Origin of the sequence: Streptomyces sp. ASQP_92 (assembly GCF_025399895.1) — a bacterium.
Taxonomy (GTDB): domain Bacteria; phylum Actinomycetota; class Actinomycetes; order Streptomycetales; family Streptomycetaceae; genus Streptomyces.
In genome coordinates this window covers 89,476-115,937 of record NZ_JAODUA010000006.1, presented here as the reverse complement: position 1 = coordinate 115,937, position 26,462 = coordinate 89,476, and the positions used below count along the sequence as shown (strand labels likewise).

24 protein-coding genes are annotated in these 26,462 nt (G+C 70.6%); 17 read left to right on the top strand and 7 right to left on the bottom strand.

Going from position 1 to position 26,462, the window contains the following annotated elements:
* Window positions 1–41: 41 nt before the first annotated feature.
* Window positions 42–1,511, top strand: a complete 1,470-nt coding sequence (locus N4G70_RS16415; RefSeq protein ID WP_261713397.1) for an aminopeptidase P family protein — start codon at window positions 42–44, stop codon at window positions 1,509–1,511.
* A 48-nt stretch (window positions 1,512–1,559) separates the two neighbouring features.
* Here N4G70_RS16415 and N4G70_RS16410 read toward each other — a convergent pair whose 3' ends face one another.
* A complete protein-coding gene (locus N4G70_RS16410) occupies window positions 1,560–2,015 on the bottom strand; it encodes an ATP-binding protein (protein ID WP_261713396.1) in 456 nt (151 codons plus the stop codon).
* Between the two features lie 258 nt (window positions 2,016–2,273).
* On the opposite strand from N4G70_RS16410, the gene N4G70_RS16405 reads away from it, so the two are divergent.
* The 9 genes from N4G70_RS16405 to N4G70_RS16365 all read left to right on the top strand — a co-directional run bounded on the left by N4G70_RS16405 (window position 2,274) and on the right by N4G70_RS16365 (window position 12,081).
* A complete protein-coding gene (locus N4G70_RS16405; RefSeq protein WP_261713395.1) occupies window positions 2,274–3,131 on the top strand; it encodes a hypothetical protein in 858 nt (285 codons plus the stop codon).
* Between the two features lie 107 nt (window positions 3,132–3,238).
* On the top strand, window positions 3,239–3,955 hold the full coding sequence (locus N4G70_RS16400; RefSeq protein ID WP_261713394.1) for a YcnI family protein: 717 nt from the start codon (window positions 3,239–3,241) through the stop codon (window positions 3,953–3,955).
* Between the two features lie 47 nt (window positions 3,956–4,002).
* Complete coding sequence (locus N4G70_RS16395; protein ID WP_261713393.1) at window positions 4,003–4,662, top strand: SCO family protein; 660 nt, start codon at window positions 4,003–4,005, stop codon at window positions 4,660–4,662.
* Entirely contained in the window at window positions 4,659–5,129 is a 471-nt protein-coding gene (locus N4G70_RS16390) for a copper chaperone PCu(A)C (protein WP_261713392.1), read from the top strand. Before N4G70_RS16395 ends, N4G70_RS16390 begins: the two co-directional genes overlap by 4 nt.
* Before the next feature lie 28 nt (window positions 5,130–5,157).
* Window positions 5,158–7,074, top strand: a complete 1,917-nt coding sequence (locus N4G70_RS16385) for a copper resistance CopC/CopD family protein (protein WP_261713391.1) — start codon at window positions 5,158–5,160, stop codon at window positions 7,072–7,074.
* An 11-nt stretch (window positions 7,075–7,085) separates the two neighbouring features.
* A complete protein-coding gene (gene efeB, locus N4G70_RS16380) occupies window positions 7,086–8,366 on the top strand; it encodes an iron uptake transporter deferrochelatase/peroxidase subunit (protein ID WP_261713390.1) in 1,281 nt (426 codons plus the stop codon).
* Between the two features lie 73 nt (window positions 8,367–8,439).
* The gene (gene pheA / locus N4G70_RS16375) at window positions 8,440–9,375 is read left to right on the top strand and encodes a prephenate dehydratase (protein WP_261713389.1); all 936 of its coding nucleotides are present in this window, start codon (window positions 8,440–8,442) and stop codon (window positions 9,373–9,375) included.
* A gap of 592 nt (window positions 9,376–9,967) precedes the next feature.
* Window positions 9,968–11,257 (top strand): serine--tRNA ligase, encoded by a 1,290-nt coding sequence (gene serS, locus N4G70_RS16370; protein WP_261713388.1) that lies wholly within the window; start codon window positions 9,968–9,970, stop codon window positions 11,255–11,257.
* Entirely contained in the window at window positions 11,254–12,081 is an 828-nt protein-coding gene (locus N4G70_RS16365) for an HAD family hydrolase (RefSeq protein ID WP_261713387.1), read from the top strand. Before serS ends, N4G70_RS16365 begins: the two co-directional genes overlap by 4 nt.
* Before the next feature lie 326 nt (window positions 12,082–12,407).
* Here N4G70_RS16365 and N4G70_RS16360 read toward each other — a convergent pair whose 3' ends face one another.
* Entirely contained in the window at window positions 12,408–13,094 is a 687-nt protein-coding gene (locus N4G70_RS16360; RefSeq protein ID WP_261713386.1) for a rhomboid-like protein, read from the bottom strand.
* 185 nt (window positions 13,095–13,279) lie between these two features.
* Between N4G70_RS16360 and N4G70_RS16355 the strand changes: the two genes are divergently transcribed.
* From N4G70_RS16355 to N4G70_RS16345, 3 genes are all read left to right on the top strand, one after another.
* Window positions 13,280–13,957, top strand: coding sequence for a FadR/GntR family transcriptional regulator (locus N4G70_RS16355; RefSeq protein WP_261713385.1), 678 nt, complete (start codon window positions 13,280–13,282; stop codon window positions 13,955–13,957).
* Window positions 13,958–14,041: 84 nt separating this feature from the next.
* Window positions 14,042–15,352 carry an MFS transporter gene (locus tag N4G70_RS16350; protein WP_261713384.1) on the top strand — a complete coding sequence of 437 codons (1,311 nt, stop codon included), beginning with the start codon at window positions 14,042–14,044 and terminating at the stop codon, window positions 15,350–15,352.
* A gap of 272 nt (window positions 15,353–15,624) precedes the next feature.
* On the top strand, window positions 15,625–16,449 hold the full coding sequence (locus tag N4G70_RS16345) for a hypothetical protein (protein WP_315904261.1): 825 nt from the start codon (window positions 15,625–15,627) through the stop codon (window positions 16,447–16,449).
* 146 nt (window positions 16,450–16,595) lie between these two features.
* Here N4G70_RS16345 and N4G70_RS16340 read toward each other — a convergent pair whose 3' ends face one another.
* Genes N4G70_RS16340 through N4G70_RS16325 form a run of 4 tightly spaced genes read right to left on the bottom strand, consistent with a single transcriptional unit; the run spans window position 16,596 to window position 20,192 of the window.
* Window positions 16,596–17,315 (bottom strand): ABC transporter permease, encoded by a 720-nt coding sequence (locus N4G70_RS16340; protein ID WP_261713383.1) that lies wholly within the window; start codon window positions 17,313–17,315, stop codon window positions 16,596–16,598.
* A gap of 30 nt (window positions 17,316–17,345) precedes the next feature.
* Entirely contained in the window at window positions 17,346–18,257 is a 912-nt protein-coding gene (locus tag N4G70_RS16335; protein ID WP_261713382.1) for an ABC transporter ATP-binding protein, read from the bottom strand.
* The gene (locus tag N4G70_RS16330) at window positions 18,254–19,141 is read right to left on the bottom strand and encodes an ABC transporter permease (protein WP_261713381.1); all 888 of its coding nucleotides are present in this window, start codon (window positions 19,139–19,141) and stop codon (window positions 18,254–18,256) included. Before N4G70_RS16330 ends, N4G70_RS16335 begins: the two co-directional genes overlap by 4 nt.
* Entirely contained in the window at window positions 19,131–20,192 is a 1,062-nt protein-coding gene (locus tag N4G70_RS16325) for an ABC transporter ATP-binding protein (RefSeq protein ID WP_261713380.1), read from the bottom strand. Before N4G70_RS16325 ends, N4G70_RS16330 begins: the two co-directional genes overlap by 11 nt.
* A 214-nt stretch (window positions 20,193–20,406) precedes the next feature.
* Between N4G70_RS16325 and N4G70_RS16320 the strand changes: the two genes are divergently transcribed.
* The 4 genes from N4G70_RS16320 to N4G70_RS16305 are packed head-to-tail and all read left to right on the top strand — an operon-like array spanning window position 20,407 to window position 24,924.
* Window positions 20,407–21,255, top strand: coding sequence for a M24 family metallopeptidase (locus N4G70_RS16320; RefSeq protein ID WP_261713379.1), 849 nt, complete (start codon window positions 20,407–20,409; stop codon window positions 21,253–21,255).
* An 11-nt stretch (window positions 21,256–21,266) separates the two neighbouring features.
* A complete protein-coding gene (locus N4G70_RS16315; protein WP_261713564.1) occupies window positions 21,267–23,027 on the top strand; it encodes an SDR family oxidoreductase in 1,761 nt (586 codons plus the stop codon).
* Complete coding sequence (locus tag N4G70_RS16310; RefSeq protein ID WP_261713378.1) at window positions 23,024–23,956, top strand: metal-dependent hydrolase; 933 nt, start codon at window positions 23,024–23,026, stop codon at window positions 23,954–23,956. Before N4G70_RS16315 ends, N4G70_RS16310 begins: the two co-directional genes overlap by 4 nt.
* A gap of 5 nt (window positions 23,957–23,961) precedes the next feature.
* On the top strand, window positions 23,962–24,924 hold the full coding sequence (locus N4G70_RS16305; protein ID WP_399035673.1) for a MerR family transcriptional regulator: 963 nt from the start codon (window positions 23,962–23,964) through the stop codon (window positions 24,922–24,924).
* Window positions 24,925–25,091: 167 nt separating this feature from the next.
* Here the strand turns inward: N4G70_RS16305 and N4G70_RS16300 are convergent, their stop codons facing one another.
* Complete coding sequence (locus N4G70_RS16300) at window positions 25,092–26,462, bottom strand: carotenoid oxygenase family protein (protein ID WP_261713376.1); 1,371 nt, start codon at window positions 26,460–26,462, stop codon at window positions 25,092–25,094.

Here is a 26,462-nt window from a genome sequence, read left to right as displayed (position 1 = left end):
GTACGATGGAGGACGGCCCAGTGTCGTATCAAGGAGCAGACGTGTCTGAGGAGCTCAGCCCGGCGACCCCGGAAGAGACCACCGACGAGAAGCCGATCCAGCAGCGGAAGAACGGCCTGTACCCGGGCGTCTCCGACGAGCTGGCGGAGAACATGAAGACCGGCTGGGCCGACACCGAGCTGCGCGGCCTGGAGCCGATCGCGCAGGCCGGCCACACCGCCGACCGCCGCGCCGCGCTCTCCAGGCGCTTCCCGGGCGAGCGTCTGGTGATCCCCGCGGGCAACCTCAGGACCCGCTCCAACGACACCGAGTACAGCTTCCGCGCGTCCACCGAGTACGCGTATCTGACCGGCGACCAGACGGAGGACGGCGTACTCGTCCTGGAGCCCACGGGCGAGGGCCACGAGGCGACGCTCTATCTGCTGCCGCGCTCCAACCGCGAGAACGGCGAGTTCTGGCTGTCCGGCACCGGCGAGCTGTGGGTCGGCCGCCGCCACTCCCTGGCCGAGGCCGAGCAGCTGCTCGGACTGCCCGCCAAGGACGTCCGCGAGCTGGCCGCGGCCCTCACGGAGGCCACCGGCCCGGTCCGGTGCGTACGGGGCCACGACGCCTCCATCGAGGCCGCGCTGACCGACAAGGTCACCGCCGAGCGCGACGAAGAGCTGCGGGTGTACCTCTCCGAGGCGCGCCTGGTGAAGGACGCGTTCGAGATCGCCGAGCTCCAGAAGGCGTGCGACGCGACCGCGCGCGGCTTCGAGGACGTCGTCAAGGTGCTCGACAAGGCCGAGGCGACCAGCGAGCGCTACATCGAAGGAACGTTCTTCCTGCGCGCCCGCGTCGAGGGCAACGACATCGGCTACGGCTCGATCTGCGCCGCGGGCCCGCACGCCACCACGCTGCACTGGGTCCGCAACAACGGCGAGGTCCGCTCCGGCGACCTGCTGCTCCTGGACGCCGGCGTGGAGACCAACGAGCTCTACACCGCCGACATCACCCGCACCCTGCCGATCAACGGCACCTTCTCGCCGCTCCAGCGCAAGATCTACGACGCGGTGTACGAGGCCCAGGAAGCCGGCATCGCGGCGGTGAAGCCGGGCGCGCCCTACCGCGACTTCCACGACGCCGCCCAGCGCGTGCTCGCCGAGAAGCTCGTCTCGTGGGGCCTGCTCGGCGACCTGGACGTCGACAAGGTCCTGGAGCTCGGCCTCCAGCGCCGCTGGACCCTGCACGGCACCGGTCACATGCTCGGCATGGACGTCCACGACTGCGCGGCCGCGCGCACCGAGACGTACGTCGGCGGCGACCTGGAGCCCGGCATGTGCCTGACCGTCGAGCCCGGCCTGTACTTCCAGGCGGACGACCTCACCGTGCCCGAGGAGTACCGGGGCATCGGCGTGCGGATCGAGGACGACATCCTCGTCACCGAGGACGGCCATGTGAACCTGTCCGCCGCGCTGCCGCGCCGCTCCGACGAGGTCGAGGCGTGGATGGCCCAGGTCAAGCAGGCCTGATCAGGCGCCTGCCGCACCACGACGTGTCAGCGCCCCAGGGCGCGCCGCTCAGGACACCTTGAGCAGCGCGCCCTCGCGCCATTTCAGCATCTTGTCGAAGCTGACCACCGCGCCCCGGCCGGGCCGGTTTCTGAAGTGCACATGGTCGGCGAGCTGCTCGATCAGGCCGAGGCCCCTGCCGTGTTCGGCCAGGGCGGACCTGGCAGGGGCGGGGGCGCGCCGGCCGCACCGCGCCGGGAAGCCCGGACCCGAGTCGGCGACCTCGATGCGGCACTTCTCGCCGTCGAGATAGGCGGTCACCCGGTAGTCCGCCGACGCGCTGCCCGAGCCCGTGTCCCCGCCGTGCTCCACCGCGTTGGCGCAGGCCTCGCTGAGGGCGACCGACAGGTCGTAGGAGATGTCGGGATCGACCCCGGCGGTTTCCATCGTGCCGAGCAGAAGACGGCGGGCGAGCGGAACGCTCGCCGCCTCGCGCCTCAAGTGGAGAGACCACCAGATGCTCATGCTCCAGCCTCCTGGCTGCGGCGCTGCGGCTCGACAGAGTTCCTTCTCCCTACGGCCGCAGTATTGCCGCAAGACACCCTCCGTAAGCGCCCACTTGACGTGATGGCGCCCATTCGGCGGATGTACGCGCCCCGCACGCCGGTGTAAAGCCCCCGGAACCTTCTCCTCCGACGTGTCGCGGCCCCGCCTCCTACCAAAGGGTGACCTTCCGGACCTGCCGTATGGGGCGGGTAAGCGCAGTGCGATGATGGCCCCGCCATGTCTCCCCTCCACGCCCCAGCAGGCGCCGGTCTCCGGCTGCTCCGGGCCGCGGTGTTCGCCGCGGTCTGCGTCGTGCTGTCCGCGATGGGGCACGTCATGGCGGCCTGTGCGAGCGTCCCCTGGTGGACGCTGCTCGCCGGTTTCCTCGGGGTCTTCGCCGTGGTGGCCCCGCTCGCCGGACGGGAGCGGTCGCTGGCGTCCATCTCGGGCGCACTCGCGGCCGGACAGCTGGGCCTGCACACGCTCTTCGGCATCGGCCAGCACACGGCGGCCGCTTCCGGCACCGGATCCACCGGCGACCTGCCGCTGATCCACTTCGCCGCCAAGCTGATCTGCGGAAGCGGCGCCGCATCCCTCACCGCGGCCGACGCCCAGCGCATCGTCACGGACGCGGGCATCGACCCGGCCAGGATCAGCGGCGCCGGGCACGCCTCGATGGCCGGCATGTCCCACATGGCCGGCATGGGTCCGATGGCGCGGGGCGCCTCGGGCACCGGCATGGAGTCGGCGTCGCTCGCCGCCTCGCTGCTGCCCACCCTGCCGATGCTGCTCTGCCACCTGCTCGCGGCGCTCGCCACCGGCTGGCTGCTGCGGCGCGGCGAGATCGCCCTGTTCGGGGCGGTACGGCTGGCCGCCCAGTCCGTCACCGCGGTGGCCGAGGCCGCCTCCGTACGCTCCCTGCGCCGGGCCCTGTCCTTCGTGGGGGCCCTGTGCGCCGGGCTCTCGGCGACCGCCGGAAACGGCCCCCGCCTCACCCCCGGGGACCCCGGCGACACGGCCCCGCTGCCCGGGGCCGCACTCCAGCACTCGGTGATCAGGCGCGGGCCGCCCGCCGCGTACGCCCTCGCTGCCTGAACGCGGCCCACTCCCCTCACGTACCGCAGGAGTGGTGTCGCGGGTCCCCGCGCACCCGTGCGCGGTGGACGTACCCCACCCTTCCTGCTCACTGGAGTGTCTCTGCCATGAACGCTGCCCGTTCGCGCACCCGTACCGCCCTCGTCGGCTCCGTCGCCGCCGGTTCCGTCCTGCTGCTCTCGGGAACGGCCTTCGCCCACGTCACCGTGCAGCCCGAGGGGGCGGCCGCCAAGGGCGGTTACGCCGTCGTCGACTTCAAGGTCCCCAACGAGCGCGACAACGCCAAGACGGTCAAGGTCGAGGTCAACCTGCCGGCCGACCACCCGCTGGCGTCCGTCATGCCGCAGCCGGTGCCGGGCTGGAACGTCGAGGTCACCAAGTCCAAGCTCGACAAGCCGCTGACCGTGCACGGCAAGCAGATCAACGAGGCCGTCACCAAGGTGACGTGGAGCGGCGGAACCATCGAGGCCGGCCAGTTCCAGAAGTTCCCGCTCTCCATCGGCTCGCTGCCCAGCGACACCGACCAGCTCGTCTTCAAGGCGCTCCAGACCTACGACAACAACGAGGTCGTGCGCTGGATCCAGGAGCCACAGCAGGGCGCGGCCGAGCCCGCGAACCCGGCGCCGACCCTCAAGCTGAGCGCCGCCGCCGCGGGCCACGGCGGCGCGGCGCCCGCCGCCGACAAGGACGCGGCCGCCGCGAAGCCCGAAGCCTCCTCCTCGGACACCGACACCACCGCCCGTGTCCTGGGCGCCGTGGGCATCGCCGTCGGCGTCGCCGGAGTGGCCTTCGGCGTGTTCGCCGGGCGCCGACGCTCCGCCTGATCCGTCACCTGCACCCCTTCCACCGGAAAAGACCGGAAAATCACCCCATGCGCACCAAGACCGCGCTGACTGCCGCCGCTCTGGCGGCGGCAGCGGCGCTCACCCTGACCGCGTGCGGCGACAGCGGCGACAAGGGCTCCAACAGCCCCGTCGCCGATGTCTCCGCCCCGGCGAAGACCCAGGCCGCGACGTTGCTCGACCGGCCGTTCGCCAAGCCCGACTTCGTCCTCACCGACACTGACGGCAAGAAGTTCGACTTCCGCGCCGAGACCAAGGGCAGGCCGACGCTCATCTACTTCGGCTACACCAACTGCCCGGACGTCTGCCCGCTCACCATGGGCAACATCGCCGTCGCCAAGAAGGCGCTGCCCAAGGCCGACCAGGACAGGCTCCGGGTCGTCTTCGTGACGACCGACCCCGAGCGCGACACCCCCGCCTCGCTCGGCAAGTGGCTCAAGGGCCAGGACCCGTCCTTCATCGGGCTGACCGGCGACTTCGCCACCATCCAGAAGGGCGCCCGGCAGATCGGCATCGGCATCGACCCGCCCAGCAAGGACAAGGACGGCAAGGTCGTCTCCATGCATGGGGCCCAGGTCATCGCCTTCTCCCCCAAGACCGACCAGGGCTACGTCCTGTACGGCCAGGACGCGAAGGTCGCCGACTACATGAAGGACCTGCCGAAGATCATCAAGGGGGAGAACCCGTGAACCGCCGCACCACCCACGCCGCCCGCTCGTCCGTCGCCGCCGTCATAGCCCTGTCCGCGGGCCTGGCCCTCGCGGGCTGCTCGGACAGCGCCGACGCCAAGCCGAAGCTCCAGGTGAGCGACGCGTTCATGCCGGTGCCGACCAGCGACATGGCCGGCGGCTTCCTGATCGTCAAGAACGATGGCAAGACCGCCGACAAGCTCACCAAGGTCACCAGCGAGCTCTCGGACAACATCACCATCCACGAGACGAAGAACCAGAAGATGCGGGAGGTGACGTCCTTCGACATCCCGGCGGGCGGCGAGCTGGACCTCGAACGCGGCGGCAACCACATCATGTTCATGGGCCTCAAGAAGAAGCCCCAGCAGGGCGAAAAGGTCACCGTCGAGCTGCACTTCGAGAAGGCCGACCCGGTCAAGGTCGACCTCGCGGTGAAGGAAGCCACCTACAACCCGAAGCACCACTGAGGCATCCAGAGGGACTTGAGGGACTGACATGACGGCCATCGCCCCACGCCTTCGAACCACCGCGAGCAGGCCCCTGACCAGGCTGGCGCTCATCACGGTGGCGCTGCTCGGCGCGCTGTTCGCCGGCGCCGCACCCGCGTCCGCGCACGCCGCGCTGACCGGCAGCGACCCGAAGGAAGGGGCGGTGGTCGCCACCGCGCCCGCCCAGGTCGCCCTCACCTTCTCCGAGGGCGTCGCCCTGGACGCCAACTCCATCCGGGTCCTCGACCCCACCGGTAAGCGCTCGGACACCGCCGAACTCGTCAACCTGTGCAGCGGCGACGTCGTCAAGTACGGCGTCCGGCTGCGCACCGGCATCCCCAACGGCACCTACACGGTGGCCTGGCAGGCGATCTCCGTCGACAGCCACCCCGTCTCCGGCGCCTTCACCTTCTCCATCGGCGCCCCCTCCGCGACCACCGCGGTCCTGCCCACCCAGGAGGCCGGCGGCGGCCTCGTCGGCGCCCTCTACGGCATCGCCCGGTACGCGGCGTACGGCGGTTTCGTGCTCCTGGTCGGCGGCGCCGCGTTCGTGCTGGCCTGCTGGCGGCGCGGGGCGGGCGTGGGTCCCGTGCAGCGCGTCGTGGTCGGCGGCTGGCTCACGATGACCGCCGCCACCCTCGCGATGCTGCTGCTCCGCACGCCCTACACCGGCTCGGGGAACCTCTCCGACGCCTTCGACCTGAACGGGCTGCGGGCCGTCCTGGAGACCAAGCCGGGCGCCGCGCTCATCTCCCGGCTCCTGCTGCTCGGCGCCGCCGCCCTGTTCGTCTCCGTCCTGTTCGGCGCGTACGCCAAGAGGGACGACGAGGCCGAGAAGCAGGACCTCACCTTCGGGCTCGCCATCGGCGGCACCGTCGTCGCCGCAGGGCTCGCCGCGACCTGGGCGCTCGCCGAGCACGCCTCGACGGGGCTGCAACCGGGCATCGCCATGCCCGTCGACGTGCTGCACCTGCTGGCGGTGGCGGCCTGGCTGGGCGGCCTCGTCACCTTGCTCGTCGTCCTGTACCGCGTGCCAGGCATCGAGCGCGCGGCCGTGCTGCGGTTCTCCCGCGTCGCGTTCGTGAGCGTGGCCGTCCTCGCGGCGACCGGCGTCTACCAGTCCTGGCGACAGGTCGGCACCTGGTCGGCGCTCATCGACACCACCTATGGGCAACTCCTGCTCGTCAAGGTCGCCCTGGTGGCCGTTCTCGTCGCGACCGCCTCCTTCTCGCGACGCTGGACCGCGCGCCTGTCCGAGCGGAGCGCGCCCACGGCCGAGGCCGACGTGATCGTCGAGCAGCGCCCGAGCGAGCCGGAGCCCGTCACCGTCCCCGACGACGGCAAGGACGCCCAGCGCGCCGCCCAACTCGCGCGCCAGCGGGCCGCGATGAGCACCGCCCGCGAGAAGCGGATCCGCGACGCCGACCCCGAGCGGACTGGGCTGCGCCGCACCGTCCTGGCCGAGGCCGGCATCGCCGTGGTGCTGCTCGCCGTCACCACGGTGCTGACCCAGACCGAGCCGGGCCGCACCCAGCAGGCCGTGGACCGGGCCAGGGCCGGCTCCCAGGTCGCCGTCGCGGACCGGCCCGTCGACATCCGGCTGCCCTTCGACACCGGCGGCAAGACCGGCAAGGGCACCGTCAAGATCACCCTCGACCCCGGCCGCACCGGCTCCAACGATCTGCACGTCTATCTCGAGGACCCGGCGGGCGCGCCGAAGGACGCCCCCGAGGTCAAGGTCGCCTTCACGCTCGCCGCCAAGTCGGTCGGACCGCTGCCCGTCGTGCCCGACCGCGTCACCGCCGGACACTGGAGCGCGAGCGGAGTGCAGATCCCGATGGCGGGCGACTGGCAGATCTCGGTGACCGTGCGCACCTCCGAGATCGACGAGACCACCGTGGACAAGAACGTCAAGATCGGCTGAGTAGAACTGACATGAGCGAGACCAAGAACTCCGAGCGCGCCCCGGCCGCCTCCGCCGAGCCCGTCGTCGACCTCTCCCGGCGCAAGCTGCTCACCACCGTGGGCGCCGTGGGCGCGGCCGGTCTGGCGCTGGGCGCGGCGGCCGGCGCCGGCGGATACGCGGCCGTCGCGGCGCCCGACGACACCAGCCCGTTGGCGTCGGTCGGTTCCACGGAGGTGATGTTTCACGGGAAACATCAAGCGGGGATCACCACTCCGCTTCAGTCCACCGGCCATCTGATCGCCTTCGACCTGGCCCCCGGCGCCGGACGCAAGGAGGCGGCCGCACTGATGCGGCGCTGGTCGGCGACGGCCAAGGCGCTGATGGCGGGAGAGCCCGCGAGCGACGGCGACACCGGCGTCGCCCTGGACGCCGGCCCCTCCTCGCTGACCGTCACCTTCGGCTTCGGCCACAGCTTCTTCGACCGCACGGGCCTGGCCGACCGGCGTCCCGCACAGCTGGACCCGCTGCCCGACTTCTCCTCCGACCAGCTCGACCCCCGGCGTTCGAACGGCGACCTGTGGGTGCAGATCGGCGCCGACGACGCGCTGGTCGCCTTCCACGCGCTGCGCGCCCTCCAGCGCGACGCCGGTTCCGCCGCGCGCCCGCGCTGGCAGATGAACGGCTTCAACCGCACCCCGGGCGCCACCGAGAAGCCGATGACCGCCCGCAATCTGATGGGCCAGCTCGACGGCACCAACAACCCCAAGACCTCGGACGCCGACTTCGAGCAGCGCGTCTTCGTCCCCGACACCGGACAGCCGGCCTGGATGGCGGGCGGTTCCTACGCCGTCGTACGCCGGATCCGGATGCTCCTGGACACCTGGGAGAAGCTGCCGCTCACCGAGCAGGAGCAGGTGATCGGCCGCAAGAAGTCGAACGGCGCCCCTCTCTCGGGGGGTACGGAGACCACGAAGATGCGGCTCGACGCGTTCGGCCCGGACGGCAAGCCGGTCATCCCGGCCAACGCCCACGCCCGGATCGCCGCCCCCGAACAGAACGGCGGCGCTGCCATGCTGCGGCGCGCCTTCTCCTTCCACGACGGCATCGCCGCCGACGGCACCCCTGACGCGGGTCTGCTCTTCGTCTGCTGGCAGGCCGATCCGCTCCAGGGCTTCGTGCCGGTGCAGCGCAAGCTGGACCGGGGGGACGCGCTCTCCCCGTTCCTGCGGCACGAGTCGAGCGGCCTGTTCGCGGTGCCGGGCGGTCCCCGGGCGGGCGAATACGTGGGCCAGCGGCTGCTGGAGTCCTGAGGCGGGCCCGCCCCGGGGAAGGGTCCCTCCGATCGGTGGGTGCCCGTCACGTCGGGCCATTAGTGTGACGTCCATGTCCGCCACGCGATACACCTATCTGGGTCCCGAGGGCACGTTCACCGAGGCCGCCCTGCGCACCCTGCCCGAGGCCGCGACCCGCGAACTGGTCCCGATGGTCTCCGTGCCGGCCGCCCTGGACGCGGTGCGCAACGGGGACGCGGCGGCGGCCCTGGTCCCGATCGAGAACTCGGTGGAGGGCGGCATCACCACCACCCTGGACCAGCTGGTCTCGGGCGAGCCACTGATGATCTACCGCGAGGTGCTGCTCTCCATCAAGTTCGCGCTGCTCGTCCGTCCGGGCACGACGCTGGCCGACATCAAGACGATCACCGCGCATCCGGCCGCCCAGCCCCAGGTCCGCAACTGGCTGAAGACGAACCTGCCCGAGGCGCTGTGGGAGTCCTCGGCGTCCAACGCGGACGGCGCCCGCCTGGTCCAGGAGGGGCGGTACGACGCGGCGTTCGCGGGGGAGTTCGCGGCGGCGACGTACGGCCTCGAACCGCTGATCACCGACATTCACGACGCGGTGAACGCGCAGACCCGCTTCGTCCTGGTCGGCCGCCCGGCCCGCCCTGCGGCGCCCACCGGCGCGGACAAGACCTCGGTCGTCCTGTGGCAGCGCGAGGACCACCCCGGCGCCCTGCTCGAACTGCTCCAGGAGTTCTCGGTGCGCGGGGTCAACCTGATGCTGCTCCAGTCCCGGCCCACCGGTCAGGGCATCGGCAACTACTGCTTCGCCATCGACGCCGAGGGCCACATCTCGGAGCGCCGGGTGGGGGAGGCGCTGATGGGGCTGCGGCGGATCTGCCCCGAGGTGCGCTTCCTCGGCTCGTACCCGAGGGCCGAGGTGACGCTCGACGACGTACGCGCGCTGCGTGCGGGGACCTCGGACGCGGAGTTCGTCGAGGCGGCCGAGTGGCTGGCCCGCTGCCAGGACGGGCGCGTCTAGGTCTGCAGACGGCTTCGCGATTCGGTCGCGACCGGTCTTACCTGCTGATTTTCCTTGTCCACAAAGTTATCCACAGGCCTGCTTCTCGACCTGTGGGTAAGTCGACAACACAACCGGACACAGTCGACAAATCCCTCTAGCGACGACACATCGGTCCACAGGCCGCCAGGGCATCCTCTGTCACCCCAATTCCATTGATCAACTCTTTAGAGCGAGCAATTCCCACCCGAATGAGTGTGTGGCACGGGTTTGGAAGGGGAATCCTCGGTCCCTCATGCGGCTTTCGGAACGATCTCTTCCGTAGTCCACAGATTCTCCACACAGGCTGTGGATAAGTATCCGGCGGCGTGCACTTCTGTGGACAAGTCCGGGGCGCGGCAAGGGAGTCGGTCAACGGCGGTCCGGTCAGCGCCCCTTTTCGGGGAATAGCGGCGCTTTCCTTGACATCCGCCGGATGCCCCACCGGACGAACCGTCAGGAATTCCACCCCCACTTTCCCTAATTCGGTCAATCCGGACAAAGTGCCGCGCGGGACGACGCCGCGCGGGATATCCGGTGGGGGGCCACGAGTCCGCACCGGTAGCCTGGAGGGGTGATTGACCTTCGCCTGCTCCGTGAGGACCCCGACCGTGTTCGCGCCTCCCAGCGCGCCCGTGGAGAGGACGTCGCGCTCGTCGACGCCCTGCTCTCCGCCGACGAGCTGCGCAGGTCCTCGGGCCTCCGCTTCGACGAACTGCGCTCCGAGCAGAAGTCGCTCGGCAAGCTCATCCCCAAGGCCACGCCGGACGAGCGCGCCGAGCTCCTGAAGAAGGCCGAGCAGCTCAAGACCGACGTCAAGGCCGCCGAGGCCGCGCAGAACGACGCCGACGAGCAGGCCAAGCAGCTCCTCCTCCAGCTCGGCAACATCGTCCACACGGACGTCCCCGTCGGTGGCGAGGAGGACTTCGTCGTCCTGGAGACGCACGGCACCATCCGCGACTTCGGCGCCGAGGGCTTCGAGCCCAAGGACCACCTGGAGCTCGGCGAGGCGCTGGGCGCCATCGACGTCGAGCGCGGCGCCAAGGTGTCGGGCTCGCGCTTCTACTACCTGACCGGCGTCGGCGCGCTCCTGGAGCTCGCCCTGGTCAACGCCGCGATCGCCCAGGCCACCGAGGCCGGCTTCATCCCGATGCTCACCCCGGCCCTGGTCCGCCCGCGCGCCATGGAGGGCACCGGCTTCCTCGGCCAGGCCGCCGAGAACGTGTACCACCTGGAGAAGGACGACTACTACCTGGTCGGCACCTCCGAGGTCCCGCTCGCGGCCTATCACATGGACGAGATCCTGGACGCGGACAAGCTGCCGATGCGCTACGCCGGCTTCTCGCCGTGCTTCCGCCGCGAGGCCGGCACCTACGGCAAGGACACCCGGGGCATCTTCCGGGTCCACCAGTTCGACAAGGTCGAGATGTTCTCCTACGTCCACCCGGACGAGGCCGAGAACGAGCACAAGCGCCTCCTGGACTGGGAGAAGCAGTGGCTGACCGCCCTCGAACTGCCCTTCCAGGTCATCGACGTCGCCACGGGCGACCTCGGCGCCTCCGCCTCGCGCAAGTTCGACTGCGAGGCGTGGATCCCGACCCAGGGCAAGTACCGCGAGCTGACCTCGGCCTCCAACTGCGACGGCTTCCAGGCCCGGCGCCTGTCGGTCCGCATGCGCGAGACCACCGACGGCAAGAGCAGGGTCGCCCCGCTGGCCACCCTGAACGGCACGCTGTGCGCCGTTCCGCGCACCATCGTCGCGATCCTGGAGAACCACCAGCAGGCCGACGGCACCGTACGGGTCCCGCCCGTGCTGCGGCCCTACCTGGGCGGGCGCGAGGTCCTGGAGCCGATCGCCAAGTGAGCACCGCCGTGGGCCGACCCTTCCCGTACAAGCTGGTCGCGACCGACCTGGACGGGACGCTGCTGCGCTCCGACGGGTCGGTCTCGCAGCGCACCCGCGAGGCGCTCGACGCCGCCACCGCCGCCGGCGCCGCGCACATCGTGGTGACCGGCCGGGCGGTGCCCTGGACCCGCCACATCCTCGACGACCTCGGCTACGAGGGCCTCGCGGTGTGCGGCCAGGGCGCGCAGGTCTACCACGCCGGCGAGCACCGCCTGCTGACGTCGGTGACGCTCGACCGCCAGCTCGCCGGGCTCGCCCTGTCCAAGGTGGAGGCGGAGATCGGCCCTCTGGCGCTCGCCGCGGGCCGCGACGGCATCGACGGCGAAGTCCTGGTCGGCCCCGGCTACCAGGTCCAGGAGGGGCCCCTTCCGGTACGCCATTTCGAGGACCCGGCCGAGCTCTGGTCGGCCCCGCTGAACAAGGTCTACGTCCAGCATCCCGGGTACGACGACGACGCGCTGGCGCAGATCACGCGCCAGGTGGTCGGCAACCTGGTCGGCGTCGTCATGGCGGGCCCGGGCGTCGTGGAGATCCTTCCGCTGGGGCTCAGCAAGGCGACCGGCCTCTCCCTCGCCGCACGCCGGCTCGGCCGCAAGGCGGCGGACACGATCGCCTTCGGGGACATGCCGAACGACATCCCGATGTTCGGCTGGGCCGAGCACGGGGTGGCGATGGCCAACGCCCACGACGAACTCAAGGCCGTGGCCCACGAGATCACCGCCTCCAACGACGACGACGGCATCGCCGTGGTCCTCGAGCGGTTGCTTCAGGCAGACGCGTAGGTATGCGTAAGGGGGCGTCCGCAATGGCGGGCGCCCCCTTACGCAGACGCGTAGGTATGCGTAAGGGGCGTCCGCAATGGCGGGCGCCCCTTACCCATGGAGAAGGGGCGGCCTCGCGCTGACGCGCGCTCGAAGCGGCCGCCCCGGCAACCGTTCACGGGCGGCGGCCCGTCGGAGTCGCCGGTGCCACTCCGATGCCTGCCCCGCGAAGCCCCGTTACGAGCGCGACGCGACCCTGCGTACGGCCGTCGTCCGGCGCGTACCCGCGGGTGCTCGTCGCGCCCTGTCCCCCGTGCCGAGGCCCGCTTCCCCCGTGCCCGGCTGCCTCAACCACTGTGCCCCGCACGGTCGTTGGGCGCCACCGGTTTTCGCGGGGGTACGTCCCGGGTCAGCGGCCAGCAGGCGAGCCCGATGACCAGCGCGGTCACATGGCCGAGGTCGGTGAACGTGCCGCCGCCGGCGAGTGGGATGCCGAAGAACGCGGCGAGACCCGCGAGATAGAGCCAGCGCCAGGGATGGGGCAGCCGGTGGACGAGGATGCCCGCCGAGGCGGCGAGCCCGTAACTGACCCCGATGTCCACGACATGGGACATGGCGTGCGCGAGCCGTTTGGGCAGATGCTGGTTCTGGATCGACCACAGGACGTACTCCTGGCTGATCAGCGTCGCCACCACATGCCCCACGACGACGGTGCACAGCCACCGCAGCGTGCCGAGCCAGCGCTCCACCGTGCCGTGGACGATCTCGAAGAGCACCAGGTAGAGCAGGAGCGAGGACGGGTTCTCGATCCAGAACGCGCTGGTGAACAGGGCCTGCACCGGGTGTTTGGTCAGCTCGTGGATGTTGCTGCTGTTGCGGTGCAGCAGAAAGTGCTCCATGTCCCGCGTGGAGAGCTGGATGACGAGGCTGGTGATGGCGATGACCAGCAGCCAGATGTGCGTCCCGGGCGTGGAACGCACCCAGGAACGGACCGGCCGCGAGCGCTCGGCGCCACGAGGGAGCAGGGTCGTCATCCCTCGATGATGGCCCGGAACCCTGTGCGGCACGCGAGAGCCACGGGCGTACGGCGGATCGAGGGAGCGGCGGATCGAGGGAGCGGCGGAACACCGGAACGGCGGGGGAACGCCGGGATGGCCCCGGAGCCCGTCCCGGACCAGTTGTAGGATGACTGGGCAACCGGGTGAATGGAGTGGGTGGCGTGGCCCTCAGAACGGCGGGACGACAGTCCCTGGTGGACACCGTGGTCGACGAGCTGAAGGCCCAGCTCACCGACGGCGAATGGGCGGTCGGCGACCGCATCCCCACCGAGCACGAGCTGGCCGAGCAGCTGGCCGTCGGCCGCAACACCGTCCGCGAGGCGATTCGCGTCCTGGTCCACGCGGGCCTGCTCGAATCCCGCCAGGGCAACGGCACCTTCGTACGCTCCACGGCCGACCCCTCCGCCGTCCTCCAGGGGATCCGCGCCGCCGGCGCTCTTGACGTCCTCGAACTCCGCGTCGCTCTGGAGGCCGAAGCCGCCCGGCTCGCCGCCGAACGCCGCGACACCGCCGACATGGTGGCCCTGCGCGGCGCCCTTCAGACCCTGCGGGAACACGGCGACCGCGCCGCCGACGCCGACATGGCGTTCCACCTGGGCGTGGTGCAGGCCACCCACAACCCGGCCTTCATCGAGGTGTACCGGTTCTTCTCGACGCAGGTGCACGAAAGCCTGATCACGTCCCTGCGCGACCAGGAAATGCCCGCGATCGACCTCGACACGCACGAGGCGCTGGTCGACGCGATCGAGAGCGGCGACCCCGCGGCGGCGGAGCGCGCGGTACGCGAACTCCTCCGCGAGCCGCTGGCCGCGGTACGGGCGCTGGCGGTGCGGGGGTAACACCCGAAGCCGGCCCGCACCCGGTCGCACCCCACCCCCCACGCCCCCTCCCCTCCAACTCCCCCTCAAGGAAAGGTGCTTGTTTTGTCACGCCCGGATGTTGATCGTCTGCTGCTGCCCGACGCCGAGGCCGACGTACGGCCATCGCCTCAGGGCATCGCCGCGCGTTGGGCTCTGCTCGCGCATCCGGTGGTGCTGATGGTCGGGATCGTGCTGGCGTCGGTGAACATGCGGGCGGCGCTGGCCAGCGTCTCGCCGCTGGTGAGCGACATCAGCGCCTCGTTCGGGCTGTCGTCGACGGCGAGCAGCCTGGTGACCTCCGTGCCCGTGCTCTTCCTCGGACTCGGCGCCCTGGTGGCCCCGTGGCTGGCGAGACGCTTCGGGACCGAGCCGGTGCTCCTGTTCGCCCTGCTGCTCCTGGCCGTCGGCATCCTGGTGCGCGTGGCGCCCTCGGCCGTGGCGCTGTACGGCGGCGGCGTACTGGTCGGCACGGCGATAGCCCTGCTCAACGTGTTGATGCCCGGTCTGATCAAGCGGGACTTCCCGGACCGGGCGGCGTCGATGACGTCGGTCTACACCGGCGCGATGATCGCGGGCGCCACTGTGGTCGCGGCGTCGTCGGTGCCGCTGGAGAAGGCGTTCGGGGACAGCTGGGAGGCCTCGCTGGCGGTGTGGTCGCTGCTCGCGGTCCTCGCGGCGGTGGCGTGGCTGCCGCAGGTGCTGATCGCCCGTGGCCGTACGGGTCACGAGGTGCGGGCGGCGAGCGGGGCGGCGGCTTCCGGCTCGACCGGCAAGGGCGGGGCGGCGGCTTCCGGCTCCCCCGGAAGGAGCGTGTGGCGCTCGGCGCTCGCCTGGCAGGTCACCTTCTTCATGGGGCTCCAGTCGCTCTGGTCGTACGTGCTGATCGCCTGGATGCCGACGATCTTCACGGACCACGGGATGAGCCGCTCCACGGCGGGCGTGATCTTCGCGTTCAACAACTTGATCCAGGTGGCGGGCGCCTTCGCCGTACCGCTGCTGGCCGGCCGGATGCGCAGCCAGCGCCCGCTGATCGTCCTGGTCACCTCGCTGGTGGCGGCCGGTTACGTGGGCCTGATGGTCGCCCCGGTGAGCGGCGCCTGGCTGTGGGCGGGGGTCCTCGGAATCGGGCAGGGCGGCGCGGTCGGCCTGGCCCTGACACTGATCGTGCTGCGCTCGGGCGACGCCCGCACGGCGGCCAGGCTCTCCGGCATGGCCCAGACGGTGGGCTATCTCCTTGCGGCCATCGGCCCCTTCGCGGCGGGCGCCGTCCACCAGGCCACGGGCGGCTGGACCGTACCGATCGCCCTCGTACTCGGCGTGTGCGCGGCCGCCCTGGCCGTGGGCCTCTTCGCGGCCCGGGACCGCACGGTCTAGCCCGTCGAAGGGTCCGAAGGGCCCGAAGGGTCTGTTCCCAACACGTGTTCCCCGGATGCGTGACTTGTACGAAAGTCCGCTCGTTGACCACCGTGCGTGGAGGCAACTGGGGTTAGTGGCGTCGTACCTTTCGTGAATTTGGGGATTGCCGGTCGCGGTACAAGAACCGGTCATTGAGTCAGTGGCGTAGATGAGCGGACCTCCACCCCTGCTGCCCGGGGTTGGGGCGTCCAAGTCATCCAGCAAACCGACCATGAACGGAAGGCCCGACCATGCCGTCCGAAGTCGCCCTACTCGAATCGCGCACCCTGCGCGCCGACCACCTGGGACGTGTCGACGTCCTGGAGAAGGTCAAGGCGTTGCGGTTGCTACCTGATGGCGTCCACTTGTCCACAGATGCTGTGGCCCTGTACTTCGCTGTCCCCACAGAGGCCGTCAACAGCGTCGTCAAGCGGTACCGGGATGAGCTGCACGCCAACGGGATGCGCACCCTGAAGGGCCCTGAGCTGCAAGTCTTTGAAATGGCCAACTTGGCCATTTCAAACGACGGACAGCCGACAAGTTATCCACAGGGCAGGGCCCACCTCCGCCTCTTCACCCGCCGAACCGTCCTGAACATAGCCATGCTTCTTCGCGACAGCGAAGTCGCCCGCTGTGTACGGACCTATCTCCTCGACACCGAGGAGTCCACCCGGACCGTCGTCGCGAGCGACCCCCGCTACGACGGGCTGGACCGTCGGGTCGCCGATCTGGAGGGCTCCATGGCCCGGATCGGGCCCGCGCTCCAGGAACTGGGTCCCGTGCTGAGCCGGATGTCGGCGCGGCTGGAGTCGATGGACCAGCGCATGGCCTCGATGGACCGCCGGATGACGGCGATGGACCACCGCATGGAGCAGATGGACCACCGCATCGAGCGGATGGACGGTCGTCTGGAGCAGGTCGACCGTCGGCTGGAGCACGTCGACCGACGGCTCGACGCCACCAACCGCGTGGTCGGAGCCATGAGCGTGAGGCTCACGGATCTCTCCGGGGAGGTCGCCGACATCCAGCGGCGTCTACCCCCTCCCCCGTGCCCGCGCCGCAAGCGCCGCAGGTAGCGAAGTAGGCCCGGGCGGGCCGGACCGCCGCCGGAGTCAGCGGCTCACCGCTCTCCGGCGCACCAGGGCGCCCGGACGCACAACAGGCGGTGCCCCGCGGCGAGTTGACGCCGCGGGGCACCGCCCTCGACCGGGGAAGCCCCCGGTTACTCCTCCCCGGCCAGCTTGAGGGTGCGCAGTTTGAGGCCCGCGTACCAGGTGGCCACGGTGGTCACTCCCACCAGCAGGACCACCGCGAGCGGCAGCCCCACGTCGGAGGAGATCACGCCGTTCTCGCCGATGCGCTGGGCGAGCGCGAGGGACCACTGCTGGACGCTGAGGGTGCGCGCGCCGGGCACCAGGTTGCCGAACAGCGACTCCCAGACCAGCGCGTACACCAGGCCGAAGACCACCGCGTGCCGGGTGACGGTGCCGAGCAGCAGGAAGACGGCGGCGTACGCGATGGAGGCGACCAGTGCCGCCACGGTGTAGGCGATCGCGATCTGCTGGCCGTTGCCGTTGAGGATGAGGCCCGCGATCAGCGTGGGGATCGCGGAGAACGCCATCGTCACGGCGATCGCGACGATCAGCTTGGTGAAGATGATCGTCGACCGTTTCACCGGTTTGGCCAGCAGATAGACGATCGAGCCGTCGTCGATCTCCGGGCCGATGGCGCCGGTGCCGGCGATGACACCGATCAGCGGCACCATCGTGGCCAGGGCGAAACCGCCGAGCAGATCGGCGGTGACCTGGTCGTCGGCTCCGCTGAAGGAACGGACGGCCGCGGCGATCACGATCAGCAGTGCGGGAAGGACGAAGAGAATGGCGGCCCGGCGGCGGCCGAGCAGGGCTCGGTAGGTGAGCCGGGCGACGGTCGGGTTGTACATGGGAACGTCACCGCTCCTTTCTGGAGGCGCTCAGGCCGCTACGAGGTAGGAGAAGACGGATTCGAGGGACTCGTCGGAGGGCGAGACCGTCAGCAGGCGGATGCCGTTCGCCTTGGCCACCTGCGGGAGCAGCGTGGTGAACCGGCCGAAGTCGACGGCCTGGACGCGCAGCGCGCCTTCCTTGAGGTCCACCTCGATCCCGGCGGTCGAGGGGTCGGCGATCAGCGCCGCCGCCAGTGCGCGGTCGTCGCTGGAGCGGATCAGATAGCGGTGCGGGCGGTCCGTCATGAGGCGGCGAATCTTGCGGAAGTCGCCGCTGGCCGCGTGCCGTCCGGCCACGATGACCTCGATGTGCGAGGCCAACTGCTCGACCTCTTCGAGGATGTGGGAGGAGAACAGGACCGTCCGGCCCTCGGCCCCCATCCGCCGCAGCAGCTCCATGAGTTGCATGCGCTGGCGCGGGTCCATGCCGTTGAACGGCTCGTCGAGGAGCAGCACCGAGGGATCGTGGACGAGGGCGGACGCCATCTTGACGCGCTGGCGCATGCCCTTGCTGTAGGTCTGGATCTTCCGGTCCTGGGCGTACTCCATCTCGACCGTCGCCAGGGCCCGGCCGGCTTCGCGGGCGCCGAGGCCGTGCAACTCGGCGTTGGCGACGACGAATTCGCGGCCCGTCAGGAAGTCGTACATGGCCTCCCGCTCGGGGACGATGCCGACCTTGCGGTAGATGGACTCGTTGCGCCAGATCTGCTCGCCGTCGAGCGTGACGGTTCCCGTGGAGGGGGCGAGGAAACCACCCATCATGTTGATGAGCGTGGACTTTCCGGCGCCGTTGGGGCCGAGCAGTCCGGTCACGCCGGGGCCGATCGTCATGGTGACGTCGTTGACGGCCACCACGTTGCCGAACCAGCGTGAGGCGTGGTCGATGTCGATGGTGGTCACAGCCCGACCTTCCGGTAGCGGCGCATCAGCACGGCGTACGAGCCGAGGATGAGCGCGAGGACGACGAGCAGGTAGACCGCTCCGGTGCCCGATCCCGGGCCGTGGCCCCCGGGGAAGTTGGAATGCGCCCCGAGGAACGCGGTCTGTACGCCGTCGATGAGCGTGATGGGGGAGAACAGGCCGAGCCACTGGACCGCGCCGGGCGAGCCCTGGTTGAAGGCGATGGCCTGGACCGCGGAGACCGCCCCGAAGGACACGGTCAGTACGGCGATGACGGCGGCGACTCCGAAGCCGCGGCGCGGCGTCAGCGCGGCGATGACCAGGCCGAGGCCCGCGAAGAGGAGGGAGAGCAGTGCCACCGAGACCAGCCCCTGGGCGAACCCCTTGGTCTGGTCCGCGAAGTCGAGTTTGGCGAGCAGGGCGCCGATGTAGAGGACCACCAGCGGCGCGCCCGTGAGGATGAACAGCGCCGACGCCATGGCGGCGACCTTGGCCAGGACGTAGTCGACGTGCTCGATCGGCCGCGAGAAGTACAGCGGCACCGTCTTGAAGCGCAGGTCGCGCGAGACCGTCTGGGGCGCCTGGGCCGCGATGAACAGCCCGATGACGGCCTGGAGGAAGATCGCATACCGCGTGTACTGCACGGGAAGGTCGGTGAGCTTCGTGGCGACGGTGACCGCGACCATGATGGCGGCGGGCACGCACATCACCGCGAACAGCACCATGGGCAGCACCTTGGACTTGGCGCTGCGGCCCAGTCCGTAGGCGCCGCGCAGCGACTGCGAGAAGAGCGAGCGGCGGGCGTAGGCCCGGCCCAGGCGCGGCCCCTCGTAGGTGCGGTAGCCGATGTTGTGGATCTGGGTCTGGGCGCTGTCAGTTGCCATCGCGGCCGTCTCCCTTCTGCTCGGCGGTGGCCGCGGTGGCCGCCCGGGCGGCGGCGTGTTCGGAGACCGGCTCCCCGGCCGGGGTCTGGAACACCTCGATGATGTGGTGGCGGCGCTGTTCCATCCGTACGAGCCCGAGGCCCAGGTGGGCCACGGTGTCGCGGACCGTGTCGTAGGTGTCCTCGCCGGTGGCCTCGACGAGCAGGATGTGACCGGCGCCGGGCAGGCCGTCCTCGACCCCCGCGTGCAGCGTGATCCCGGCCTCGGTGAGCGCCTTGCGCACCGCTTCCGTGCCGTCGGTGTGGGTTTCGGAGTCGGTGACCTCGACGGCCAGAGTGGTGGTGGTCTGGGTGAAGTCGCTGGTGGAGCTGGAGCGCAGCAACTGGCCGCCGTCGATGACCACGACGTGGTCACAGGTGCGTTCCAGCTCGCCCAGCAAGTGTGAGGTGACCAGGACCGAGATGCCGAAGTCGGTGTGGATACGGCGGATCAGGCCGAGCATCTCGTCGCGGCCGACCGGGTCGAGGCCGTTGGTCGGCTCGTCGAGCAGGACCAACTGGGGGTCGTGGACGAGGGCTTGGGCCAGCTTGACCCGCTGTTTCATACCGGTCGAGTAGCCGCCGATGGGGCGGTACCGCTCTTCGTAGAGGCCCACGTGGCGCAGCGTGTCGGCGGTGCGCTCGCGGGCGGCGGTGGCCGGCAGGCCGGACATGCGCGCCATGTGCACGACGAACTCGGTGGCCGAGACGTCGGGCGGCAGGCAGTCGTGTTCCGGCATGTAACCCACCCGCTCGCGGATGGCGCCGCCTCTGGTGGCCACGTCGAGGCCGAGCACGGCGGCGGTGCCCTCCGTGGCGGGCGAGAGACCAAGAAGAATCTTGATCAACGTGGACTTGCCGGCTCCGTTGGCGCCCACCAGCCCGGTCACTCCGGGGCCGATGTCCAACGAGAGCCGGTCAAGCGCGGTCACCCGGGGGAACCGCTTGCTCAGGCTTTCGGTCGCGATCACAGTCACGTCATCGACGGTAGTGGCGCAGGACACAGCAATCATCAGCCCAGACGGCTGGATCGATGTCCGACTCCAGAGGTACGGCCCCGTAGGGGAACCCGTACGTGAGGCTGACCGCTCACCGTCCCGGGCGACGGGGTTGTCCACAACCGGCCGGTTGTCCACAGGCCGACGCAGGCCCCTTGACGCAGCCGCTGAGCATTGTCACATTCATCAGTGTCAAGTTACGCACGCGTAGGGCGACAGGGGTGGACGGATGCCAACGGCAGTGAAGGCTGGACCCGATCCGCGGCTCCGCGGGTTCCGGGAAGTACAGAGCCTGGCGTACGAATGCGCCGAGGCGGTGGCCGGCCAGCTCAAGCCGGGGGTGACCGAGCGGGAGGCCGCGCGGATGCAGCGGGAGTGGCTGCGCGAGCGGGGTGTGCGGGACTGGTTCCATCTGCCGTTCGCCTGGTTCGGTGACCGCACGGCGTTCGTGAACTTCCGCGTCCCGCTGCAGTTCTTCCCCACCAACCGGCGCCTGGAGGCGGGGATGCCGTTCATCCTCGACATGGCCCCGGTCTACAAGGGCTACACCGCGGACATCGGCTATTCCGGCTGCCTGGGTCTCAACCCGGTGCACGACCGGCTGCTCGCCGACCTGGAGGCACACCGCGCCCTCATCCTGCGGGAGGTGCGCGAGATGCGGCCGCTGCGCGAGATCTACGAGAGCGTGGACCGGCTCATGGTCCGCCAGGGCTACGCCAACCGGCACCGCGCCTATCCGTTCGGCGTGATCGCCCACAAGATCGACCGGGTGAAGGAGCGCCGCTGGTCGCCGAACCTCTTCGGCTTCGGCACCCAGGCGCTCAAGGGTCTGGCAAGCGACGCGGTGCGCGGACACCGGGACGGCTGGTCGCCGCTCTGGTCCCCGTACAGGTTCTCCGACCACCCGCCGCGGCCCGGGCTGTGGGCGGTCGAACCGCACCTCGGGTTCCGGGGTACCGGCGCGAAGTTCGAGGAGATCCTGGTCGTCACCGACTCCCGGGACCCCGAGCAGAGCGCGTTCTGGCTGGACGACGACCTGCCGCATGTGCGGCGCTGGGCCGAGGAGAAGGCGGCGTGAGCGTGACGAGCGTGAACATCGAGGGAGCGCGCGAGCGCTGGGTGCGGACCGGCGGCGTGGAGCTGTGCGTGGCGGAGCTGGGCGACGCGTCCCAGCCCACCGTGCTCCTGGTGCACGGCTATCCGGACAGCAAGGAGGTGTGGTCCGAGGTCGCCAAGCGCCTGGCCGACCGCTTCCATGTGGTGCTGTACGACGTCCGCGGGCACGGCCGCTCCACGGCGCCGTCCCCGCTGCGCGGCGGCTTCACCCTGGAGAAGCTGACGGACGACTTCCTGGCGGTCGCGGACGCGGTGAGCCCGGACCGGCCGGTCCATGTGGTCGGCCACGACTGGGGTTCGGTCCAGGGCTGGGAGTTCGCGACGGTCGAGCGCACCGAGGGCCGCATAGCGTCCTTCACCTCCATGTCGGGGCCCTCCCTCGACCACTTCGGCCACTGGATCAAGCAGCGGATGAGCCGCCCCACCCCGCGCAAGGCGGCCCAGTTGTTGGGGCAGGGCGCCAAGTCCTGGTACGTCTATCTGCTGCACACACCGGTCCTGCCGGAGCTGGCGTGGCGCGGGCCGCTCGGCAAGCGGTGGCCGAAGATCCTCCAGCGGGTGGAGAAGGTGCCCGCCGACGGCTATCCCACGGCGTCCCTCCCGCAGGACGCGGCACACGGCGCCTGGCTCTACCGGGACAACGTCCGCGCCCGGCTGCGCCGCCCCCGGACCGACGCCTACGCCCATGTGCCGGTCCAGCTCATCACTCCACTCGACGACGCGTTCCTCTCGCCGAAGCTGTATGCCGAACTGGAGCAGTGGGCGCCCCACCTGATCCGCCGGACCCTGCCCGCCAAGCACTGGGTGCCGCGTACCAGGCCGGACCAACTGGCCGCCTGGATCACCGAGTTCGTACGCTCCAACGAGGACGGCACCCCGGCCAAGGACGTCGTCGCCACGGGCCCCCACGCCGACCGGTTCGGCGGGCAGCTGGTTCTGGTGACGGGCGCCGCGAGCGGCATCGGGCGGGCCACGGCCTTCGCGTTCGCCGAGGCCGGGGCGCGGATCATCGCCGTGGACCGGGACGCGGAGGGCGCGAACAGGACCGCGGAGATGTCCCGGCTCATCGGCGCGCCCGAAGCCTGGGGCGAGACCGTCGACGTCAGCGACGAGCAGGCCATGGAGAAGCTCGCCGAGAAGGTCGCCCTGGAGTACGGCGTCGTCGACGTCCTGGTCAACAACGCGGGCATCGGCCTCTCGGGCTCCTTCTTCGACACCACGGCGGAGGACTGGAAGAAGGTCCTCGACGTCAATCTGTGGGGCGTCATCCACGGCTGCCGCGTCTTCGGCAGGCAGATGGCCGAGCGCGGCCAGGGCGGCCACATCGTCAACACCGCCTCGGCGGCGGCCTACCAGCCCTCCCGGGCGCTGCCCGCCTACAGCACGTCGAAGGCGGCGGTGCTGATGCTCAGCGAATGTCTGCGGGCCGAACTGGCCGGGCAGGGCATCGGCGTCTCGGCGATCTGTCCCGGCCTCGTCAACACCAACATCACCTCGACCACGCACTTCGCCGGCACGGACGCCAAGGAGGAGAAGCGCCTCCAGAAGAAGACCTCCCGCCTGTACGGGCTGCGCAACTTCCCGCCGGAGAAGGTCGCTTCGGCGATCCTGCGGGCGGTGGTGAAGAACCAGGCGGTGGTGCCAGTGACGCCGGAGGCGCGCGGCGCCCACCTCATGTCCCGCTTCGCGCCGAGGACGCTGCGCGCGATCGCCCGATTGGATCCGCCGCTGTGAGCACGGAGCGCCGAGACGGCACACGGGACGTCGAGCACTACCGCATATCCCCGCGCCGCGTCTCGTTCGACTGGGACACGACGCCGCTGCACTGGATACCGGACGAGCCCACCGCCACCCATGTCATCAATGTGCTGCACCTGCTGCTCCCTGCGGGCGAGCGCTGGTTCGTGAAGGTGTTCAAGGAGGCCCTGCCGCTGGTCCAGGACCCGGTCCTGCTCAAGGACGTCAAAGGGTTCATGGGCCAGGAAGCCACCCACAGCGTCCAACACGCTTACGTTCTGGATCACTTGGCGCAGCAGCGCCTGGACACCGCGCCCTATACCCGGCACGTCGACTTCCTCTTCGAGAAGCTCCTCGGTGAGGCGCCCCCCTTCGGTGCGCCGATACCGGCCCAGGAGTGGCTGCGTTTCCGCCTCTCGCTGATCGCCGCGATAGAGCAGTTCACGGCGGTACTGGGCAACTGGGTGCTGCACGCCGGGGGTCTCGACCGAGCCGGTTCCGACGCGATCATGCTGGATCTGCTGCGCTGGCACGGCGCGGAGGAGGTCGAGCACCGGGCGGTGGCCTTCGACATGTACCAGCACTGCGGTGGCACGGGCCTGCCCCGGTACGCGCGCCGTGTCGAGGGCATGGCGGTCGTGGCCCCGGTGCTGCTGTGGCTGTGGGCGTGGGGCGCCTCCTATCTGATCCGGCACGACCCCCAACTGGCGGGCCGGGCGCGCTACTCGCTGCGCGAGCACAACCGGGCCGTGCGCCGGGGCCTGCTGCCCACCTGGAAGGAACTGGGCTCGGCCATACCCCGCTACCTGCGCCGGTCGTACCATCCCTCGCAGGAGGGCTCCCTGCGCAAGGCCGTCGACTATCTCGCGACCTCGCCGGCGGCCCGAGCGGCGGCGGGCGCGGTGGGCCGCGCCGCCCTGGGTTAGAGGGAGTGGGTTTGTCCGGGCAGTCAGCACTTCAGCAGGGGGCGCCGCAGCCGGCGGCACCGGCCGAGTACCGGATCGAGGACCTGGCGCACGCGAGCGGCGCCACGGTCCGCACCATCCGCGCCTACCAGGACCGGGGCCTGCTGCCCCGGCCCGAGCGGCGTGGGCGGTCCAATGTGTACGGCGACACCCATCTGGCCCGGCTGCACCAGATCGCCGATCTCCTGGACCGGGGCTACACCCTGGCCTCCATCAAGGAACTCCTGGAGGCCTGGGACGCGGGCAGAGGGCTCGGCGGCGTGCTCGGTCTGGTCGCCGAGGTGAACGGGCCCTGGACCGACGAAGAGGCCGCCCGCATCTCCCGTGCCGATCTCGACGAGACCTTCGGCGGCAATCCCGACGACGGGGCCGTCGCCGACGCGGTGGAGCTCGGCATCCTGGAACGCATCCCGGACAACGAGTCCGAGTTCCTCGTGCCCAGCCCCCAAGAGCTGGCGGTGGCCGCCGAGTTGCACGCGGCGGGCGTGCCGCTCGACGCCATCTCCGGGCATCTGCGCGAGCTGCGCGGCCAGGTCGAACACATCGCGGCCCGCTTCCTGGACTTCACCACGGAACACGTCTTCGCCCGCTATCTGGGCCACCGCCCCCCGACCGACGCGGAGGCGGTCGAGGCGGCCGACCTCGTGCGTCGGCTGCGCCCCCTGGCCCAGCAGACCGTGGACGCCGAACTGGCCCGCGCCATGCGCCTGTTGGCGACCCGGCACCTCCAGCGCCACCTGGGCGCCCCGGCGGCCGAACCCGCCGCCCCGGACCCCGGACCGGTGACGCTCCCGAGCACCACCGTCCGCGCCGTTCAGGAGCTGGTGGGCCCGGAGAACGTTGCCGCGTTCATCGCGGCGGCCGCGGAACGCGAGGTGCAGGCGCGTACCTTGGATGCTTTGGCAGCCCCAACTCGTATCGGTACATAAGGGTCGTGTGCGGCAAATCCCTTATATGCGTGTCAAATTCGCCAACACATGGCAACGGGGCGGTAGTTGTCCACAGCGCTGTCAATTTGCCTGTGGATAACCGGCCTTCATTGTGGATCAAACCCAACTCGGCTTATCCATAGGGTGATTGGGGTCACCCTGCCCTGCTACTGATCGGCGAGCCAGTTGCCGTGGAAGCCGAACGGGACGCGCTGCGGAAGGTGGACCGTCGCGACGGGTGCGGCCGCGAGGTCGTCCGCGTCCAGGATGACGAGATCGCTGGCGTCCCGAGCGGCGTCGTACACATAGCTGAGCAGCCACCCCGGGCCCCCCGGCCGGCCGTCCGCCGGAGCGAACGCCGCCTCCGCCGGAGCCCGCCCCGCCCCGAACTCGTGCCGTGCCACCGCCCCCGTCCGCAGGTCGTAGCGGAGCAGCGCCCCCGATATCGGCCCCGAGGACGGCGTCTGCGCCACCGTGACATGCCCGAACCGGGACTCCATCCCCGCCAGCCGGTCATCGACCCGGGGGAACTCGCAGGCCTGGTCGTCGAGCTGCTCCTCCCGGACCGTCCCGGCCACCAGGTCCAGTGTCCACTTCCACAGCGTGGGGCCGCCCGCCCCGAGACGCTCGTACCGCACCACGTGCAGCACGATCCGCTCACTGCGCCCGGCACCGTCACCGGGCTCGTCATGGGCGTTCAGGGCGTGGAAGACGTAACAGGGGTCGATCGTCAGCCACCGCACCTCGCCGTAGGGATCGTCCCGGCGCAGCACACCGAGCCGTGCCCCGTACTCCGCGTCCCAGCGGTAGGGGAGCCCGCCGCCGGGCCGCATCGCCGTCTCCAGGTCGAAGACGGCCGGGAGGTCCATGAACACCACATGGGAGGCGGTGAGATGGAAGTCGTGCATCATCGTGGCCGCCGGCACCTCCACCGGCCTGCTCACCACCAACTCGCCGGTGGCGTCGGCACGGTGATAGGTGAGATAGGGCTCGCTGAGCATCCCGTATCCGAAGAAGTGCAGTTCCCCGGTGACCGGGCAGGTCTTGGGGTGCGCGGTCATGGCGGTGGTGAGCCGGCCCCCGAAGTCGTACGCCCCCAGCGTCTCCAGCTCGCGGCCCGGCCTGCCGTCCAGTTCGTACGGATAGGACGACTCGACCAGGGCCAGGGTGCGGCCGGCGTGCCGCACCACATGGGTGTTGGCGGCCCCGGCGCTGAGGTCGGTGTTCCCCTGCCGGTCGTGAACCCGCGCCCCGTCGGTGAAGGTCGAGGTGCGCACCCAGCGGTTGCGGTAGGAGCGGGCCCGGCCCCCTTCGAGGCGGACGCCGTGGACCATGCCGTCCCCGAAGAACCAGTGGGGCGAGGCCGCGTCCTGCGGGTTGGGCCCGTTGCGTACGTACCAGCCGGTCAGCTCGGGCGGTATGGCACCGGTCACCGTCAGCTCATGAGTGGTCAGCTCCTGGGCGACGGGGGCGAAGTTGCCCGCGAGGTGCGGGGCGGACGGTGTGGGCACCGCGGAGGTGCTGGGCGTGGCCGTCAT